Origin of the sequence: Litorilituus sediminis (genome assembly GCF_004295665.1) — a bacterium.
In the GTDB taxonomy this organism is placed as follows: Bacteria; Pseudomonadota; Gammaproteobacteria; order Enterobacterales; family Alteromonadaceae; genus Colwellia; species Colwellia sediminis.
This window is the reverse complement of record NZ_CP034759.1, coordinates 1,176,494-1,192,917: the sequence shown is the minus strand read 5'-3', so window position 1 is coordinate 1,192,917 and position 16,424 is coordinate 1,176,494. Positions and strand designations below refer to the sequence as shown.

16 protein-coding genes are annotated in these 16,424 nt (G+C 39.2%); all 16 read left to right on the top strand.

Features of this window, described 5'->3' with window-relative positions:
- Positions 1 to 6: 6 nt before the first annotated feature.
- Positions 7 to 2,157: a chemotaxis protein CheA gene (locus EMK97_RS05370; protein ID WP_130600119.1), complete on the top strand. Its 2,151-nt coding sequence runs from the start codon at positions 7 to 9 to the stop codon at positions 2,155 to 2,157.
- Between the two features lie 45 nt (positions 2,158 to 2,202).
- On the top strand, positions 2,203 to 3,336 hold the full coding sequence (locus EMK97_RS05365; RefSeq protein WP_130600117.1) for a protein-glutamate methylesterase/protein-glutamine glutaminase: 1,134 nt from the start codon (positions 2,203 to 2,205) through the stop codon (positions 3,334 to 3,336).
- Entirely contained in the window at positions 3,329 to 4,075 is a 747-nt protein-coding gene (locus tag EMK97_RS05360) for a flagellar motor protein (RefSeq protein ID WP_130600115.1), read from the top strand. The genes EMK97_RS05365 and EMK97_RS05360 overlap by 8 nt, the downstream gene beginning before the upstream one ends.
- On the top strand, positions 4,075 to 5,088 hold the full coding sequence (locus tag EMK97_RS05355; protein ID WP_130600113.1) for a flagellar motor protein MotB: 1,014 nt from the start codon (positions 4,075 to 4,077) through the stop codon (positions 5,086 to 5,088). Before EMK97_RS05360 ends, EMK97_RS05355 begins: the two co-directional genes overlap by 1 nt.
- A gap of 9 nt (positions 5,089 to 5,097) precedes the next feature.
- Positions 5,098 to 5,871 carry a ParA family protein gene (locus EMK97_RS05350; RefSeq protein ID WP_130600111.1) on the top strand — a complete coding sequence of 258 codons (774 nt, stop codon included), beginning with the start codon at positions 5,098 to 5,100 and terminating at the stop codon, positions 5,869 to 5,871.
- A gap of 14 nt (positions 5,872 to 5,885) precedes the next feature.
- Entirely contained in the window at positions 5,886 to 6,656 is a 771-nt protein-coding gene (locus tag EMK97_RS05345; protein ID WP_130600109.1) for a chemotaxis protein CheW, read from the top strand.
- Positions 6,657 to 6,711: 55 nt separating this feature from the next.
- Positions 6,712 to 7,206, top strand: coding sequence for a chemotaxis protein CheW (locus EMK97_RS05340; RefSeq protein ID WP_130600107.1), 495 nt, complete (start codon positions 6,712 to 6,714; stop codon positions 7,204 to 7,206).
- 87 nt (positions 7,207 to 7,293) lie between these two features.
- Positions 7,294 to 7,761, top strand: coding sequence for a DUF2802 domain-containing protein (locus tag EMK97_RS05335; protein ID WP_130600105.1), 468 nt, complete (start codon positions 7,294 to 7,296; stop codon positions 7,759 to 7,761).
- A gap of 132 nt (positions 7,762 to 7,893) precedes the next feature.
- Complete coding sequence (locus EMK97_RS05330; protein ID WP_130600103.1) at positions 7,894 to 8,676, top strand: MlaA family lipoprotein; 783 nt, start codon at positions 7,894 to 7,896, stop codon at positions 8,674 to 8,676.
- A 93-nt stretch (positions 8,677 to 8,769) separates the two neighbouring features.
- Positions 8,770 to 9,234: a 6,7-dimethyl-8-ribityllumazine synthase gene (ribH, locus tag EMK97_RS05325; RefSeq protein WP_130600101.1), complete on the top strand. Its 465-nt coding sequence runs from the start codon at positions 8,770 to 8,772 to the stop codon at positions 9,232 to 9,234.
- A 124-nt stretch (positions 9,235 to 9,358) separates the two neighbouring features.
- The gene (gene nusB / locus EMK97_RS05320) at positions 9,359 to 9,775 is read left to right on the top strand and encodes a transcription antitermination factor NusB (RefSeq protein ID WP_130600099.1); all 417 of its coding nucleotides are present in this window, start codon (positions 9,359 to 9,361) and stop codon (positions 9,773 to 9,775) included.
- A gap of 14 nt (positions 9,776 to 9,789) precedes the next feature.
- Positions 9,790 to 10,755 (top strand): thiamine-phosphate kinase, encoded by a 966-nt coding sequence (gene thiL / locus EMK97_RS05315; RefSeq protein WP_130600097.1) that lies wholly within the window; start codon positions 9,790 to 9,792, stop codon positions 10,753 to 10,755.
- A 14-nt stretch (positions 10,756 to 10,769) separates the two neighbouring features.
- Positions 10,770 to 11,243, top strand: a complete 474-nt coding sequence (locus tag EMK97_RS05310) for a phosphatidylglycerophosphatase A family protein (protein WP_130600095.1) — start codon at positions 10,770 to 10,772, stop codon at positions 11,241 to 11,243.
- 267 nt (positions 11,244 to 11,510) lie between these two features.
- Positions 11,511 to 11,867, top strand: coding sequence for a ribosome hibernation-promoting factor, HPF/YfiA family (gene hpf / locus EMK97_RS05305; protein WP_130600093.1), 357 nt, complete (start codon positions 11,511 to 11,513; stop codon positions 11,865 to 11,867).
- 169 nt (positions 11,868 to 12,036) lie between these two features.
- On the top strand, positions 12,037 to 13,221 hold the full coding sequence (locus EMK97_RS05300) for an efflux RND transporter periplasmic adaptor subunit (protein ID WP_130600091.1): 1,185 nt from the start codon (positions 12,037 to 12,039) through the stop codon (positions 13,219 to 13,221).
- A gap of 16 nt (positions 13,222 to 13,237) precedes the next feature.
- The gene (locus tag EMK97_RS05295; RefSeq protein ID WP_130600089.1) at positions 13,238 to 16,354 is read left to right on the top strand and encodes an efflux RND transporter permease subunit; all 3,117 of its coding nucleotides are present in this window, start codon (positions 13,238 to 13,240) and stop codon (positions 16,352 to 16,354) included.
- Positions 16,355 to 16,424 lie beyond the last annotated feature (70 nt).

Genomic DNA, 16,424 nt, shown 5'->3' with positions numbered 1-16,424 from the left:
CGCTGCATGTCTTTTGAAGCAGATGAAGAAATTTTACAGGACTTTTTGGTCGAAGCGGGTGAAATCTTAGAGTCGCTTTCAGAAGAGTTAGTCGAATTAGAAAACGACGTTGATAATGCGGATTTATTAAATTCAATATTCCGTGGTTTCCATACCGTTAAAGGTGGTGCTGGTTTCTTAAGCTTAACGGAGCTAGTTGATGTATGTCATTGGTCAGAAAATATTTTTGACTTGTTGCGTACAGGGAAACGTCAGGTAACGCCTGAGCTTATGGATACTATCCTGTCGGCGTTAGATACTGTTAATGACATGTTTGCTTTAGTGCAAAACCGTGAACCACTTATTGCCGCAGACGCAAACTTATTGGCAGAGTTAGAAAGATTAAGTACCCCAGATGGCGAACAGCCCGAAGTTAGTGAGCCTGTGGTAGCAGAGCAAGTTGTTGCTCCTGAGCCTATCGTTGAAGAAGATAATGCTCCAACCGATGAAATGACTGAAGATGAGTTTGAGCGCTTACTCGATGAATTACATGGTGGCGGCTCTGTTCAGCCTAGCGCAGTTGAAGCGCCTCAAGAAGCTGTATCAGCAGAAGATAATAGCGTTTCAGATAGTGATGAAATCTCTGATGATGAATTTGAGTCATTGTTGGATGAACTGCATGGTCAGGGCGCTTTTTCCGCTGGGATTTCAGATACCGCTTCGAGTGCAACCTCTTCTGCAAGTGATGAGATCAATGATGATGAGTTTGAGTCATTACTCGATGAGCTGCATGGTAAGGGCAATGCACCTAAGGTGGTTGCCGCACCAGTAGAAGAGACTAAGGAAGCTAAAGCGCCTGCGAGTGAACCCGTTAAGAAAGAGTCGCCTAGCAAACCTGCTGCTAAACCTACTCCTGCAAGTAAAAAAGAGCCTGCGGCTAAACCAGCTGCTGCGAAAAAAGCGCAGCAAGCATCGGCAACACCACAAGGTGAGACAACTGTTCGTGTAGATACTAAGCGACTAGACCAAATCATGAATATGGTCGGTGAGCTTGTGTTGGTTCGAAATCGTTTAACAAGTTTAGGGTTAACATCTGATGATGAAGACTTAACAAAAGCGGTTTCTAACTTAGATGCGGTGACCACAGATTTGCAAGGTGCGGTCATGCAGACGCGTATGCAGCCGATCAAAAAGGTTTTTGGTCGATTCCCTCGTGTTGTACGTGATTTAGCTAGAAGTTTAAAGAAAGACATTAAATTAGTATTAGAAGGTGAAGATACTGATTTAGATAAAAATTTAGTTGAGGCGTTAGCCGACCCTTTAGTTCACTTAGTGCGTAATAGCGTCGATCATGGTGTTGAAGAGCCTGATGTACGTGAAGCTATGGGTAAGCCTAGAGAAGGTACTGTTGTATTATCTGCATCGCAAGAAGGTGATCATATTCTGTTAACCATTAAAGATGATGGTGCAGGTATGAATGCTGAAAAGCTCAAAGAAATTGCGATTGAACGTGGTGTTTTAGATCATGATGCCGCTGCTCGAATGTCAGATAAAGAAGCATTTAGTTTGATTTTTGCGCCAGGGTTTTCTACGAAAACAGAAATCTCTGAAGTGTCCGGCCGAGGCGTTGGCATGGACGTAGTTAAAACAAAAATTACTCAGTTAAATGGTACTGTTAATATTGATTCTGAGCTAGGTGTGGGTACGGTTTTAGAGATCAAAGTTCCGTTAACATTGGCAATTTTACCAACATTAATGGTTGTGGTTGGCGAGCAAATTTTTGCCTTACCGTTAGCCTCTGTAAATGAAATATTCCATTTAGATTTATCAAATACCAATAGTGTTGATGGTCAGTTGACTATTATTGTTAGAGAAAAAGCGATTCCATTATTTTATCTAGACCAATGGTTGGTTCGCAATTTTGTTGATAAATCTCGCGATAAAGGCCATGTAGTGATTGTACAGCTAGGTAACCAGCAGGTTGCATTTGTGGTTGATAGGTTGATAGGCCAAGAAGAAGTCGTTATTAAGCCTCTTGATCGATTACTACATGGTACACCAGGAATGGCTGGGGCAACAATAACAAGTGATGGTGGCATTGCTTTGATTTTAGATGTACCTAATATGTTGAAATTCTATGCCAAGAAGTCACCAGTAAATAAGAAGTTGCGCTCATAGGTAGCTTTGCTTACGCGTAATCTTCCCTGATAGTAGAGAATATAAATGCCCTATAAGGTACTCGTTGTCGATGATTCAAGCTTTTTTAGAAGAAGAGTTACAGACATTATTAACAAGGATCCTCAGCTTGAAGTAGTTGATGTTGCGGTTAATGGTCAGGAGGCAGTAGATAAAGCTGCCACCATTAAACCTGATGTAATTACTATGGATATTGAGATGCCTGTACTTAATGGTATCGATGCCGTTAAAAAAATTATGGCTCAATCACCAACGGCTATTTTAATGTTTTCATCGCTTACCCACCAAGGGGCAAAAGCTACTCTCGATGCCTTAGAAGCGGGTGCTCTCGATTTTTTACCAAAAAAGTTTAGTGATATTGCTAAAGATAGTGAAGAGGCGGGCAGTTTATTAAGGCAAAGGGTTTCGCAGTTAGCAAGAAAACGAGGCTTTTTGCGAAAGCCAAAAGAGCCGATTCAAAGAGCTACAAGGCCAACTCGAAGTACACCTCCACTAAAAGTTAACTTGTCTAACGATGCTGCCAGTACGTCATCCAAAAAAGATGTGCTTTCTAGCAAAGGCGTTACAAAAAGTTCAGGTAAAGAATATAAGTTACTAGCGATTGGTACCTCTACCGGTGGGCCAGTTGCGCTGCAAAAAATACTAACACAGTTTGATCAGAACTTTCCTTTACCTATTGTCATGGTTCAACATATGCCTGCGGCTTTTACGTCAGCTTTCGCTAAAAGGCTAGATTCGCTGTGCAAAGTGACTGTTAAGGAAGCGAGTGATGGTGATCTGTTAAAACCAGGTTGTGCTTATTTAGCGCCAGGTGGTAGACAGATGATCATTTCAGGTACGGAAAGTGCGCCTAAACTTAAGATAATTGATGATGATTCTCCTAAGATAACCTTTAAACCGAGTGTTGATATTAGTTTTGGCTCAGCTGCTAAGGTGTTTTCAGGGAAGGTACTTGCCGTGATATTGACAGGAATGGGCTCAGATGGAAAGGAAGGCTCAAGAATGCTAAAAGCGAAAGGTGCTACTATTTGGTCACAGGATGAGCAATCTTGTGTTGTTTATGGTATGCCTCAAGCTGTCGATAAAGCAGGTTTGTCTCAACAGTCTCTATCACTGGATGTCATGGCTTCGTCAATGTGCAAGGAAATAGGTAATGGATAAGTTAAGTATTGCAGGACTTATTGTTGCAGTACTCGCTATTTATTTAGGCTTCGCTTTAGATGGTGGCTCAGTTTCATCTTTACTAGAACTACCCGCTTTTATTATTGTTTTTGGGGGCACATTAGGTGCCGTTATGCTGCAATCTTCTATGCATCAATTTAAGCATGCAATGTCACTGGTGCGTTGGGTATTTTCACCACCACAGTATGACATTGAACAAGGTATAGAAGATGTGGTCTTATGGGCTGAAAAGGCACGTGAATCAGGTTATTTAGCTTTAGAAGATATTGCCTTAGATATTGAAGATAGCTATACGCAAAAAGGTTTAAATTTACTGGTTGATGGTGTTGATTTAGATAACTATAGGGTTTCATTAGAGTTAGATTTAGACATATATCGAGAGCATAACCTGCGCTCAGCAAACGTGTTTGAAGCAATGGGCGGTTATAGCCCAACGATTGGCATTATGGGCGCAGTGTTGGGTTTAATACATGCAATGGCTAACCTTACAGAGCCAGCAGTATTAGGGCAAGGTATCGCGACAGCATTTATAGCGACTATTTATGGTGTTGGTTTTGCTAACCTTATTTATTTACCTATAGCGAATAAAATTAGAGCAATTATACATCAACAAACCATGTACAGAGAGATGATCTGTGAAGGCTTGTTATCAATTGCAAACGGTGAGAATCCACATGCAATTGAAAATAAATTATCGGCATTTAGGTTACAGCAATAATGAATAGGCTTCGCAGAAGACGGCATAGCATAGAACATGATAATGTTCATCGTTGGCTGGTTTCTTATGCTGATTATATGACGCTTTTATTCGCTTTGTTTGTTGTGCTATATGCGATGGCAATGGTGAACGAAAAGCCTTTTGAAACTATCACTGAGTCTTTTGGTCGAGTCTTTCAGGCACATGATGAATTGCCGATGAATCGCGGGCATGGTGATGATATTTTAATGGTTAATACTAGTAAGACGAATAAGCGCTTATTTGGTAATGGCATTCAAGAAGATGCAGGTCCTGAATTATTGGAGGGAGAACAAACCCTATCGAATATTTCAGATGCTCAAGTTGGCACTAACTTAACTTCATTAGAGGAAGAATTACATACTGCTTTATATGAATTAATTGAGTCGGGTTTTGCGCAGTTACAAATTGATGGCGACTGGCTGGAAATTGAACTAAATAGTGCCTTGCTTTTCCCAAGCGGCTCGTCTTCAGCGACTAATTCAGCCAAGGCAATATTGTCAGTGATTTATGATGTTATTGGTGAGGTGAGTAACTATATACGTATTCGAGGTTATACAGATAATCAGGCTATTAATAATGAGATATTTTCTTCTAATTGGGAGTTATCTGTTTATCGAGCCACCGCAATTTTACGTATACTAGAAGAACTCGCACTTGATCCTGCACGTATGGCAATTGAAGGTTATGGTCAGTATTACCCAAGTGCAGATAATAACACCGCTTCAGGTAGGGCTCAAAATAGAAAAGTGGTTATAGCTATTTCAAAGTATGGGCTGGAAAAATCAAATCTACTTAACGCACCAACGATTAGCATTAAAGATGTTGAAGCAATAACTCAAGTGACTGATGCAGAACAACAAGATAATACTATTAAAGTGATAAGGTTAGAAAATGGCGGTATTCGCATAACAACGAGAAATGAGGCAAATACCAAAGATAGTAAATCAGCAGAAGCGCAAAAAGCTGATACTAATTCACAAAGTAATAATTAGGAACATACCTTGGTAGTTTGGACTATTGCAAATCAAAAAGGTGGTGTTGGAAAAACAACCACAACTATCGCTTTGGCTGGCTTATTAGCAGAGCGCGGCAATAAAGTATTGCTTATAGATACAGATCCTCATGCATCACTGAGTTATTACTTTGGTATTGAGTCAGAGGATTTGGATTTAAGTGTTTATGATCTCTTTGTGCAAGTATCTTCTAAAGAACAAATATTGCAAAGCTTATGTCCAACGCAATATGACAATATAGATATTTTACCTGCGACTATGGGGCTTGCTACTTTAGATCGCTCTTTAGGCACTAAAGGTGGTATGGGCTTAGTGTTAAAGAAAGCCATCAATAAGGTTGCAGGTGAGTATGATTATGTGTTAATGGATTGTCCGCCGGTATTAGGTGTATTAATGGTCAATGCTTTAGCGGCTGCTGATAGGATAGTTGTTCCGGTGCAAACTGAGTTTTTGGCGCTTAAAGGCTTAGATCGTATGATAAAAACGATGGAGATTATGCAGGGCGAACAAGACGACCCTTTTCAGTTTACCATCGTTCCGACAATGTTTGATAAAAGAACTAAGGCTTCACTATTAGCATATAAAAAACTGCAAGAGGTCTATAATAATAAAGTGTGGCCTGGCGTTATCCCTGTAGATACGAACTTTCGAAATGCCAGTGTTGCCCAGAAAGTGCCTTCTGACTATGCCGCTAATTCTCGTGGCACTTTCGCATATAATAGCTTGCTAGATTATCTGCTTAATCAAAGTAAAAAGCAGTAAGAGGTTAGGGGTGAATGAGTAAGTCGTTAACAGCTAGTAAACGTGTAATGAAAAACTATCTGTCAGAGTTGCTGACAGATACAGATGAAATTGTTGAAAAACCAAGTATTCAGCAAGCTCAGCCAGTTGATGTTAAACCAACAAAACTTAAAGAGCCTGTTGCGAAAAAATCTTTAGAGACCTTGCTCAGCACAGTAAAAGCAGAGCAGTCAGTTGATAAGCCGGTAAAACCGGTAGCGCCTGTTAAAACACCTGAGCCAGTAGTAGAAGCAATTACAACACGTAAAAGTAGGGCAGAGTCTGAAAAAGCGCAAGTAAAAGAGAAAAGTTACCGTAAAGGTAATTTTCAAGCGATGTTTTTTGATGTTGCAGGTTTAACCATAGCTGTCCCACTTATTGAACTTGGTGGTATTCATAAGGTTCATAAAACAACAAGCCTTATGGGCAAGCCAGACTGGTTTAAAGGGGTAATGCTACACAGGGAAGATAAAATTAATGTAGTTGATACGGCAATGTGGGTTATGCCAGAAAAATGTGATGAAGCATTAAAAAATTCGCTAAACTATCAATATATTATAATGTTAAATAAGAGCTCTTGGGGTTTGATGGCTGAACACTTAGTTGATACAGTGACATTATCTCAAGATGAAGTTAAGTGGCTAGACTCTTCTAGTAAAAGGCCTTGGTTAGCAGGGTTAGTGAAAGAAAAAATGTGTGCCTTACTTGATGTAAATGCTTTAATTCAGTTACTTGATGATGGCAGTGGTATAAATCAAGGTGAGTAGTTATATTACTTAGCACGATAAGTTAGTTAATTAAAATAGTTGAGAGGCAAGTGGTATGTCTGATGAAAGACGCAGTGCGAGTGAAAAAATCGACGTGAATGATGAAGTACTACAGTGGGTTACATTCAAATTAGAAAATGAAACTTACGGTATTAATGTTATGCAGGTTCAGGAAGTTTTACGCTATAGTGAAATTGCTCCCGTACCTGGTGCGCCTTTGTATGTGTTAGGTATTATTAACCTGCGCGGTAATGTTGTTACCGTTATAGATACACGTTCGCGCTTTGGTTTAGAGCCATGTGATGTAACAGATAATACTCGTGTGGTTGTCATCGAGTCTGAAAAACAAGTGATAGGTATTCTCGTTGACAGTGTTGCTGAAGTTGTTTATTTAAAAGCATCTGAGATCGATATAGCACCTAATGTAGGTAATGAAGAAAGTGCTCAATTTATTCAAGGTGTATCTAACAGAGATGGTGAGCTATTAATTCTGGTTGATTTAGACAAATTACTGTCAGATGATGAATGGGATGAGCTAAAACAGTTTTAATTTACCCTGTCAGCATTATTGTTTTAATTAATTCAATGTGGAGCCTGAATGTGGGCTCCTTATTATATAGCCAGAGGGAAATTAAGGATGTCATTATTGGCTGTACCTCTTATTGCCACAACCGCACTTATTCTCGTTATTCTTTTGGCAGGGCATTATTTTTTGCGTATGTCAAAGCTTGCCAAGCAGATCAATATTCTGTCTGCGCAAATTCAAAGTAATGAATTGCAAATTAGTGAGCTTCAATCTGCTAATATGCAACTTCAAACAACTATCGATAATTTTAAGCAAAAGAGTGAAACCGATATAACTGAGTGTATTCAAGTTTCTAGGCAGCTTGAACACAGAATTAAAACATTGCATTCTCAATTCAATCAACAGCAACAAGACATAATCAAGCTTCAGGAGTCAGAAGGGCAAGATAAGTTCTATGCTAGAGCGTATAAGCTTGCAGAGCGCGGTGCCGATGTTGATGAAATAGTCGCAGAATGTGATTTACCAAGAGCAGAAGTAGAAATGCTTTTGTCGGTTTACAGAAGACGAATATCTGAATAGCTTAAAACTTATAGTGATTTATCAAAGTTTAACCAAAATGTTTTTTTCATGGTAAACTCTGCCCGTCAATTTTCTATGTATTACAGTTAACCTCATACGTTAGGCAAGGATGTACACTGGACTATTTAATTTATGCCACTAACAATTAAAACACTTATTATTTTTTCTTTTTTACTGTTAGCGGGTTGCTCTAGTGCTCCCTCGCAAAACTCACAAGGAAATGAAGTAGAAGAAACCGTTAATTACACAGACGACAGGGATCCGTTAGAGGTGATTAACCGTCCATTTTGGACTTTTACCTGGGATTATGTCGATAAGTATTTAGCTAAGCCTGCTTCAGAAGTATATACCACTTATACGCCACCGTTTTTGCGCACAGGCTTATATAATATGGCGCTTAACCTAAATGAGCCCGCTAGCATAATTAATAATGTATTACAGTTAAAGTTTGAGAATGCTGCTAAAAGTACTGGCAGGTTTGTTCTTAACTCTACTATTGGTTTATTTGGCTTTTACGATCCCGCCAGTGATTTTGGTTGGGCAGGTGAACAAGAAGAGTTTGGAGAAGTGTTAGGTAGCTATGGCATTGGTGATGGACCATTTCTAGTTATTCCTGGTCTTGGGCCAAGCTCTGTACGTGAAGAAGTAGGTGATTATATCGATGGCTTGTATTGGCCTATGTCAGTGATTAGTTTTTGGCCTAATATTGCTAGGTTAAGCATCTTGGCGCTAGAGCAAAGAGCCGCTGTACGAGATCAAGAGCAATTGGTTTTAGATTCTGCCGACCCGTATGAATTTATAAAAAATGCTTATTTTCAAAATATGAATTACCGTTTATATGATGGTAATCCGCCGATTGTTATCGATGAAGAGCAAGAAGCTGAAATTGAAGCTTTATTAGAAGAATTTGATTAGTACTGTAAATAATCAACTTTATCAGTACCTATACAAGATGCAATTTGTTAGAATTGCGATAATTATTAGTGTTAATTTTGTGGAAATTATTAAATGAATATCATTGAAGGTTCGTTTGAAGCCAAAGGTAAAAAATTTGCTATTGTAGTATCTCGTTTTAATCACTTTATTGTTGATAGCTTATTAGAAGGTGCTATTGATGCCTTAAAACGTCATGGTAGTGTTGATGATAATGATATTAGTGTAATTAAAGTGCCAGGCGCATATGAGTTACCGCTAGTCGCTAAAAAAGCTGCGGCAAAAGGTGAGTATGATGCCATCATCGCAATTGGTGCGGTAATTCGTGGTGGTACGCCACATTTTGACTTTGTTGCTGGTGAATGTAACAAGGGCCTAGCTCAAGTAAGTTTAGAGTCTGAGGTTCCTGTATCTTTTGGTGTAATTACAACTGACTCTATTGAACAAGCTATTGAGCGAGCTGGTACAAAAGCAGGTAATAAAGGTGCTGAAGCCGCTTTAGGCGCACTAGAAATGGTTAATGTTTTAGCCCAAATTTAAGCTATATTAAGGCTTAATATTTCGCCATGTTAAGCTGTTACGCTTGATATAGGCAGCAAAAGAATGGTTAGTAGCTATAATGTTACTGACCATTTGTTCTTTTAAATGATATTGGAAAGATAACGTGAAACCTTCACCTAGAAGAAAAGCCCGTGAATTAGCGGTGCAAGCAGTATATTCATGGCAAATTAGTCAAAATTCAGTGTCAGATGTTGAAGTGAATTTTATTTCTGACAATAGTAAGCGTCGATTTGATATTGAATATTTTCAGTTATTACTTCGTGGCGTTACTCAAAATGTCAGTGATATTGATAACGCAATATCTCCACATGTTGATCGTCCTTTAGATGATATTGATCAAGTAGAAAAAGCTATTTTACGTGTTGCAGTTTTTGAGCTGAAAGATTGCACTGACGTACCATATCGTGTGGTAATTAATGAAGCGATTGAGTTAGCTAAATCATTCGCAGCGGATGACAGCCATAAGTTTGTTAATGGTGTTTTAGATAAAGCAGTTAAGTTAATTCGTACTCAAGAATAGTTTATTAGGTTCGCATGAAAGAGTTTGAATTAATAAAGCACTATTTTAGTGAACAGATAGTTAAGCGAAAAGATGTTGTTAAAGGTATTGGTGATGACTGTGCCGTTATTGCACCAATAGAGAATCAGAACATTGTTGTTACAACCGATACGCTTGTAGCTGGCGTTCATTTTCCGTTAACCACTTGCCCTCGTGCTATAGGTCACAAAGCTGTTGCAGTTAACTTGTCTGATATTGCTGCAATGGGGGCAAAACCAAGTTGGATTTCACTTGCATTGACCTTACCGGAGGTTGATGAAGCATGGTTAGCTGAATTTTGTGCTGGTGTATTTGAGCTATGCGAATTTTATAACGTGGAATTAATTGGTGGTGATACCACGCAAGGCCCACTTAGTATTACTATTACAGCGCAAGGACTAACACCGGTTAATAGCTATTTATCTCGCTCTGGCGCTAAAACGGGTGACTGGATCTACGTAACTGGTGAGCTAGGCGATGCGGCACTTGCATTGCAGCAAATAAAGGGAGAGGTAAGTATTGAAGAACATTTTGTTGAGTCAATACAAACCAAGTTAGACTTCCCTAAACCTAAGGTATTAGCGGGTCAGGTTATTCGAGAATATGCATCATCTGCGATTGACATTTCTGATGGCCTGATTGCAGATCTTGGTCATATCTGTCAGGCGTCGAATGTTGGTGCTAATATTGTGTTAGATGCTTTACCTTTATCTAATGCGTTAAGAGAAAGCTTGCTAGAAGATGATGCGATAGCTTTAGCGCTTGCTGGTGGTGATGATTACGAATTGTTATTCACGGTATCTGAAGACAATAAAGTCGGCATGGAAACGGCATTATCAAACTCAGGCACTAAAATTACCTGTATTGGTCAGTTAAATGCTTCACAGACTATTTCTACTACGTTAAATAATAAGCCTGTCCCTATTAACAGTGTTGGTTTTGAACACTTCTCTCAATCTTAAGTAAGTACTATTTTATGAGCGCCACTAAGCAATCAGTAGCCTTTAATATAGCTAAACCTGTGCAGTTTCTTGCATTGGGATTTGGTAGTGGTCTTGCGCCTAAAGCGCCAGGTACCTTTGGAACATTGGCAGCAATACCGTTATTTTTATTGGCTTCTGGTTTATCACCATTAGTAATGGCTGCGGTGATTGTCATTATGAGTGTTGCCGGTATTTATATTTGTGGAAAAGCTGCTGAAGAGGTCGGTGTTCACGATCATCCGGCAATTGTTTGGGATGAAATTGTTGGTTATTTTATTACTATGTTTATGGTGCCAGTGACCATACAGACTATCCTAGTAGGTTTTGTGTTATTTCGAATTTTTGATATTTTAAAGCCTTGGCCTATCTCATTGGCAGATAAAAAGCTATCTGGTGGCTTTGGCATTATGTTTGACGATATTCTTGCTGGCATATTTGCCTTGGTAATAATGCATATAATCTTTTAAGCTGGTCAAATAATTACTTACTTGCTATTAAATCATCTTATAAATCAATACTCTTAATTCTATTTTTAGAATAATAATTATTTTTGAAATAGATCAATAGTATTTCTTTTCTTTTTACGCTATTTTTAACTGTGAACTCAAGGTAAGTTTTTTAGAAAAGTTACTTGAGTTTTAACTTTTTGCCCGCAAGTCTATCAATAGGCAGACGTCTTTGCCAAAATTGATAGCGAACACTCCTAATCAGAGTAACAGTTAAAAGGAATACCTATGAAAATAAATCTTTCTGGTCACCACGTAGAAGTTACTGATTCAATAAAAGAACATGTCGAGGAAAAGTTTTCAAAAATAGCCTCTCACTTTCCAACTCTTATCTCCCTTGATGTCATTATTTCCAAGGTGCACAACAAGCATCAAGTTGAGCTGACGACCAATTATGAAGGAAGTCGAATTTCAGCTTCTGGTAATGATGATGTGATGTATCCTGCTATTAGTAGTGCAGCTAAAAAGCTTGATGCTGCTTTAAAGCATCGTAAAGGTCAACTGAAAGCGAATTTACATGATAAGCCAAGTGCTACGACACCAGATATTGCACATGAGAAAGTGCAAGAGATGAACTTAGCATAAGTTATTCATCACAAGATTATTTAAAAAGAGCTACATAAATGTTAGCTCTTTTTTTTTGCATTTTTTTACAGAAAGATTAAATTATAACAAAACGTTACTCTATTAGTTCTTAGCTGTGTCATAATCGTGAATGATTATAAAAAGCACTCTTATAACAAGGAATATCTTGATGCTGAAGCATTTATTAATAAAAGAACAGGCACTAAAAGTGACCTTTCTTTCTCTTTTGTCATTTGGGCTTGTTGCCTGTGGTGAAACAGTTCAACAGTCAGAAACTCCTCCGCCAGCAGTTTCAACTTATGTGATTAAAACAGAAGATATAGGCAGCTATCGAGAGTTTGTTGCGCGAACAGAGGCCTCTAGAGAGGCCAACTTACGGGCTCGGGTTGAGGGTGAGTTAATAGAGCGCCACTTTAGAGAAGGCTCTTTTGTTGAAAAAGGCCAAGTGCTGTTGAAAATAGATCCCGCTGAATATCAAGCAGCGCTGGCTTCGGCCAAAGCTGATCTTATTAGCCGAATATCTGCTCAAGATAATGCTGTTAGCAACCTAAAGCGTGCTAAAGAGTTAATCAACGACGGCTATATTTCTCAATCTGATTTCGATCGCTTAACGACAGAAGACTCACAGGCTAAGGCAGCAGTTAAATCAGCAAGAGCGGCATTAGAAAAAGCAGAGTTGAATTTAAGTTACACTACGATTACCGCACCTTTTAGCGGTCGTATAGGTAAGGTAAATTACAATGTAGGTAATGTTGTTGGTCCATCAAGTGATACATTAGCGACCTTAACATTAACTGACCCAATTTATGTTAACTTTCAGGTTGAAGAAAGTTTATATATCTCTTATTTACAATCGCATCAACAAACCCGTAATGCTGAAGATGTGCCACTAAATCTATCTTTGCGTTTACCTAATAATTCAGAATACCCACATCAGGGGCAAATGGATTTTGCTGATACGCAAATTGAGCAAGGTATGGGGACTGTTGAGCTACGTGCCGTGTTTGAAAATCCAAACGGTATTATTCTTCCTGGGCTGTTTGTTACTTTAATTGCAGAAAGCAAATATAAAGAGCCAATGGCACTGATTCCACAGGTTGCGGTACAAGAAAGTCAGCAAGGTAAGTTTGTTCTGGTTGTTGATGAAAACAATACCGTTAAGCAAAGACATGTTGTTTTAGGGCGTCGTATTAATGCCATGTGGGTTGTAGAGCAAGGTATCAAAGCAGGAGAGCAAGTGATTATTGAAGGCCTGCAAAAAGTAAGACCGGGTATTGAAGTAAAGGGTGTTAACAAGTTCGTTGATGGCCTAACAGGTACTATTTCTGACCAAGCTCCGACAAATGCAAACTAATGCAAAGGAAGATTAAATGATCAGTAAAACTTTTATTAATCGTCCTAAATTTGCATTTGTTATTTCAATTGTAATTTCACTTGCTGGTTTAATAGCGATGAGCTTATTGCCGGTAAATATGTACCCAGAAATTACCCCGCCGCAAGTACAAATTTCAGCCATATATCCGGGCGCCAGTGCGCAAGTGGTTGAAGAGTCCGTTATTCGGCCGATAGAAGAGCAAGTTAATGGTGTAGAAGACATGATGTATATCGAGTCTTCGGCTAACAATAATGGTAGTGCCATTATCACGGTATACTTTAAGGTTGGCACTGACGGCGATATTGCCCAAGTTAATGTGCAAAACCGTGTGGCACTTGCTACCAGCTCATTACCTTCAGAGGTAACCCGACAAGGTGTTGATGTTAAGAAACGTTCAAGCAGTATGTTGCTGGGCATTAACCTATATTCAGATCAAGAAGGTATAGATCAGCTTTTCTTAAGTAACTATGCAACCAATTATCTTGTAGAGCCTTTGGGGCGAATTAAAGGTGTTGCTTCTGCTGAGGTTATGGGGGAGATGACTTATAGCATGCGTGCTTGGTTAAACCCTGAGCGTATGTCTTCTTTAAATGTCACTGTTGCTGAAGTTCAACAAGCGCTGCAAGAGCAGAATATGATAGTTGCTGCAGGTAAACTAGGTGCAAGCCCGAGTCTTCCGAACCAACAATTTGAATATTCGATTCAAGCTAAGGGACGATTAAAAACGCCTGAGGAGTTTGGTCAAACTATTATCCGAGCACAACGAAATGGTAATTTTGTTAGGCTAGCCGATATTGCCCGACTAGAGCTAGGTGCAGAAGACTACTCAACCCAAGCAAGAATTAATGGCCAAGAAACAGCGTTTTTGGTTATTTACCAATTACCAGATGCTAATGCCACTGAAGTTGCTGACTTAGTCAAAGCTGAAATGAAAGTTTTATCTGAGCGATTTCCTGATGGCTTAGAGTATATTTTACCCTTTGATACCACAGAGTTTATCGACCGCTCAATTGAAGAGGTAAAAGTAACCTTATTCCAAGCTGTTGCTTTGGTTATTTTAGTGGTGTTTTTGTTTTTACAAAACTGGCGAGCAACCATAATTCCAACATTAGCAATTCCTGTATCTTTAGTGGGTACTTTTGCTTTTATGATTTTAATGGGTTACTCCATTAATACGATAACCTTGTTTGGCTTAGTACTCGCTATAGGTATTGTGGTCGATGATGCCATTATCGTTATTGAAAACGTAGAGCGTATTTTAAAAGAAGAAAAACTACCAATTAAAGAAGCTGTTACTAAGGCGATGAGTCAAGTATCAGGCCCTATTGTGGCAACAACCTTAGTGTTATTGGCGGTATTTGTTCCTGTAGGCTTTATGCCTGGTATTACCGGTGAATTGTATAAGCAATTCTCAGTAACAATTTCTTTTGCAGTTATTATTTCATCTATTAATGCTTTAACTCTGAGTCCTGCGCTTTGTAGCGTACTGTTAAGCGCTGATAAAATGAAGCCTATCGCTTGGTTGCAGCCTTTTGAGCGCGTGATTATTAACTCAACTGCTGGCTATAGCAAAGTGGTTGGCTTTTTATTAAAGCGTGTTGCTCGTGTTGGTATCTTTGCTGTGGCTATTTTTGTTGGTGCTGGTTGGTTAAGCAATGCTGTACCGACAGCGTTTGTGCCAGCAGAAGATCAAGGTTATTTGTTTGTTGATATTCAATTACCTGATGCATCATCTACTAATCGTACACAAGCTGTCATGGATAAGATAACGCCTGTTATTACTGCTGATGAGGCGGTGGAAGATCTGATTACGGTTTCAGGCTTTTCACTACTCGGTGGAGCAGGTTCAAATAATGGTCTTGCCATCATTACCTTAAAAGATTGGGAAGAAAGAACTGAGCCGGAATTAGGGCTGAAGCAGCTTATCCCTCGTCTTATGGGGCAGCTTTGGACTATGCCAGATGCCCAGATTATGGTGTTTAATCCACCACCTATCCCAGGTTTAGGTAATAGCTCAGGTTTTGAGTTTAAATTACAAGATAGTGAAGGTCGAGACCCTGCACAACTTGCTCAAGTAATGAATGGCTTGATTTATGAAGCTAATCAACGACCAGAGCTAACACGTGTATTTAGTACTTATCGCGCCAATGTGCCGCAGTACTTTTTGGAAGTTGATCGCAATAAAGCGAAAGCGCAAGGGGTAGCACTTTCAGATATATTTGTTACCTTGCAAGCACAACTTGGTTCACTGTATATCAATGATTTTAGTCAGTTTGGTCGTACCTATAGGGTGACAATTCAAGCGGAAACTAAATACCGTAAAGGGCCATCAGATCTTCGTTATTACTACGTGAGAAACAAAGACAACGAGATGGTACCTTTAACAACCTTAGCTAAAATGACGCCTATTTTAGGGCCAACAACTATTAGTCACTTTAACTTGTATCGTAGCGCTAGTATTACTGGACAGTCAGCGCCAGGTTATGCTTCTGGTCAGGCAATACAAGTAATGGAAGAGCTTGCTGATAAATTGCCACAAGGCTTTATTTATGAGTGGTCAGGACAATCTAAACAAGAAATCGAAGCCGGTAATTTAGCGCCAATTTTATTTGGTTTAGCTATTGTCTTTGTTTACCTTTTCTTGGTGGCTCAATACGAGAGTTGGTCAATTCCATTCTCTGTTATTGCTGCGGTGCCTTTAGCGCTCTTTGGGGCAATGTTAGCCCTCTATACCGTCGGCATGGCCAATAATATTTATGCGCAAGTCGGCCTCGTGCTACTGATCGGCTTATCGACAAAAACAGCAATATTAATTGTCGAGTTTGCTATGGAGCAAAGAGCCGCAGGAGAGTCTATTTTAAATGCTGCCTTAATTGCTGCGAAAATGCGTTTTAGAGCGGTATTAATGACAGCCTTCTCGTTTATTTTAGGTGTATTGCCATTAGTATTTGCAACCGGAGCTGGCGCAGGTAGCCGAGTGTCACTTGGTCTTACTGTATTAGCTGGTATGATTGCGGCAACTGTGTTTGGTACCTTGTTAGTGCCTTACTTCTATATGTTAGTTCAGCGCATGCGTGAGAAACTAAAAGGTCAAACGCAAGAAGTAAGTTAAGTCTACACAGAATAACGCAAGTATAATGAAAAAAGCCGTAAACATTGTTTGCGGCTTTTTTGTTGGCGGT

Bases quoted from the DNA above. Each gene is read 5' to 3' on its own strand.
- EMK97_RS05335 (WP_130600105.1), top strand. From the start codon at position 7,294: ATGTCATTATTGGCTGTACCTCTTATTGCCACAACCGCACTTATTCTC.
- hpf (WP_130600093.1), top strand. From the start codon at position 11,511: ATGAAAATAAATCTTTCTGGTCACCACGTAGAAGTTACTGATTCAATA.
- EMK97_RS05310 (WP_130600095.1), top strand. From the start codon at position 10,770: ATGAGCGCCACTAAGCAATCAGTAGCCTTTAATATAGCTAAACCTGTG.
- ribH (WP_130600101.1), top strand. From the start codon at position 8,770: ATGAATATCATTGAAGGTTCGTTTGAAGCCAAAGGTAAAAAATTTGCT.
- EMK97_RS05300 (WP_130600091.1), top strand. From the start codon at position 12,037: ATGCTGAAGCATTTATTAATAAAAGAACAGGCACTAAAAGTGACCTTT.
- EMK97_RS05360 (WP_130600115.1), top strand. From the start codon at position 3,329: ATGGATAAGTTAAGTATTGCAGGACTTATTGTTGCAGTACTCGCTATT.
- EMK97_RS05365 (WP_130600117.1), top strand. From the start codon at position 2,203: ATGCCCTATAAGGTACTCGTTGTCGATGATTCAAGCTTTTTTAGAAGA.
- EMK97_RS05370 (WP_130600119.1), top strand. From the start codon at position 7: ATGTCTTTTGAAGCAGATGAAGAAATTTTACAGGACTTTTTGGTCGAA.
- EMK97_RS05295 (WP_130600089.1), top strand. From the start codon at position 13,238: ATGATCAGTAAAACTTTTATTAATCGTCCTAAATTTGCATTTGTTATT.
- EMK97_RS05330 (WP_130600103.1), top strand. From the start codon at position 7,894: ATGCCACTAACAATTAAAACACTTATTATTTTTTCTTTTTTACTGTTA.
- EMK97_RS05345 (WP_130600109.1), top strand. From the start codon at position 5,886: ATGAGTAAGTCGTTAACAGCTAGTAAACGTGTAATGAAAAACTATCTG.
- EMK97_RS05340 (WP_130600107.1), top strand. From the start codon at position 6,712: ATGTCTGATGAAAGACGCAGTGCGAGTGAAAAAATCGACGTGAATGAT.
- thiL (WP_130600097.1), top strand. From the start codon at position 9,790: ATGAAAGAGTTTGAATTAATAAAGCACTATTTTAGTGAACAGATAGTT.
- EMK97_RS05355 (WP_130600113.1), top strand. From the start codon at position 4,075: ATGAATAGGCTTCGCAGAAGACGGCATAGCATAGAACATGATAATGTT.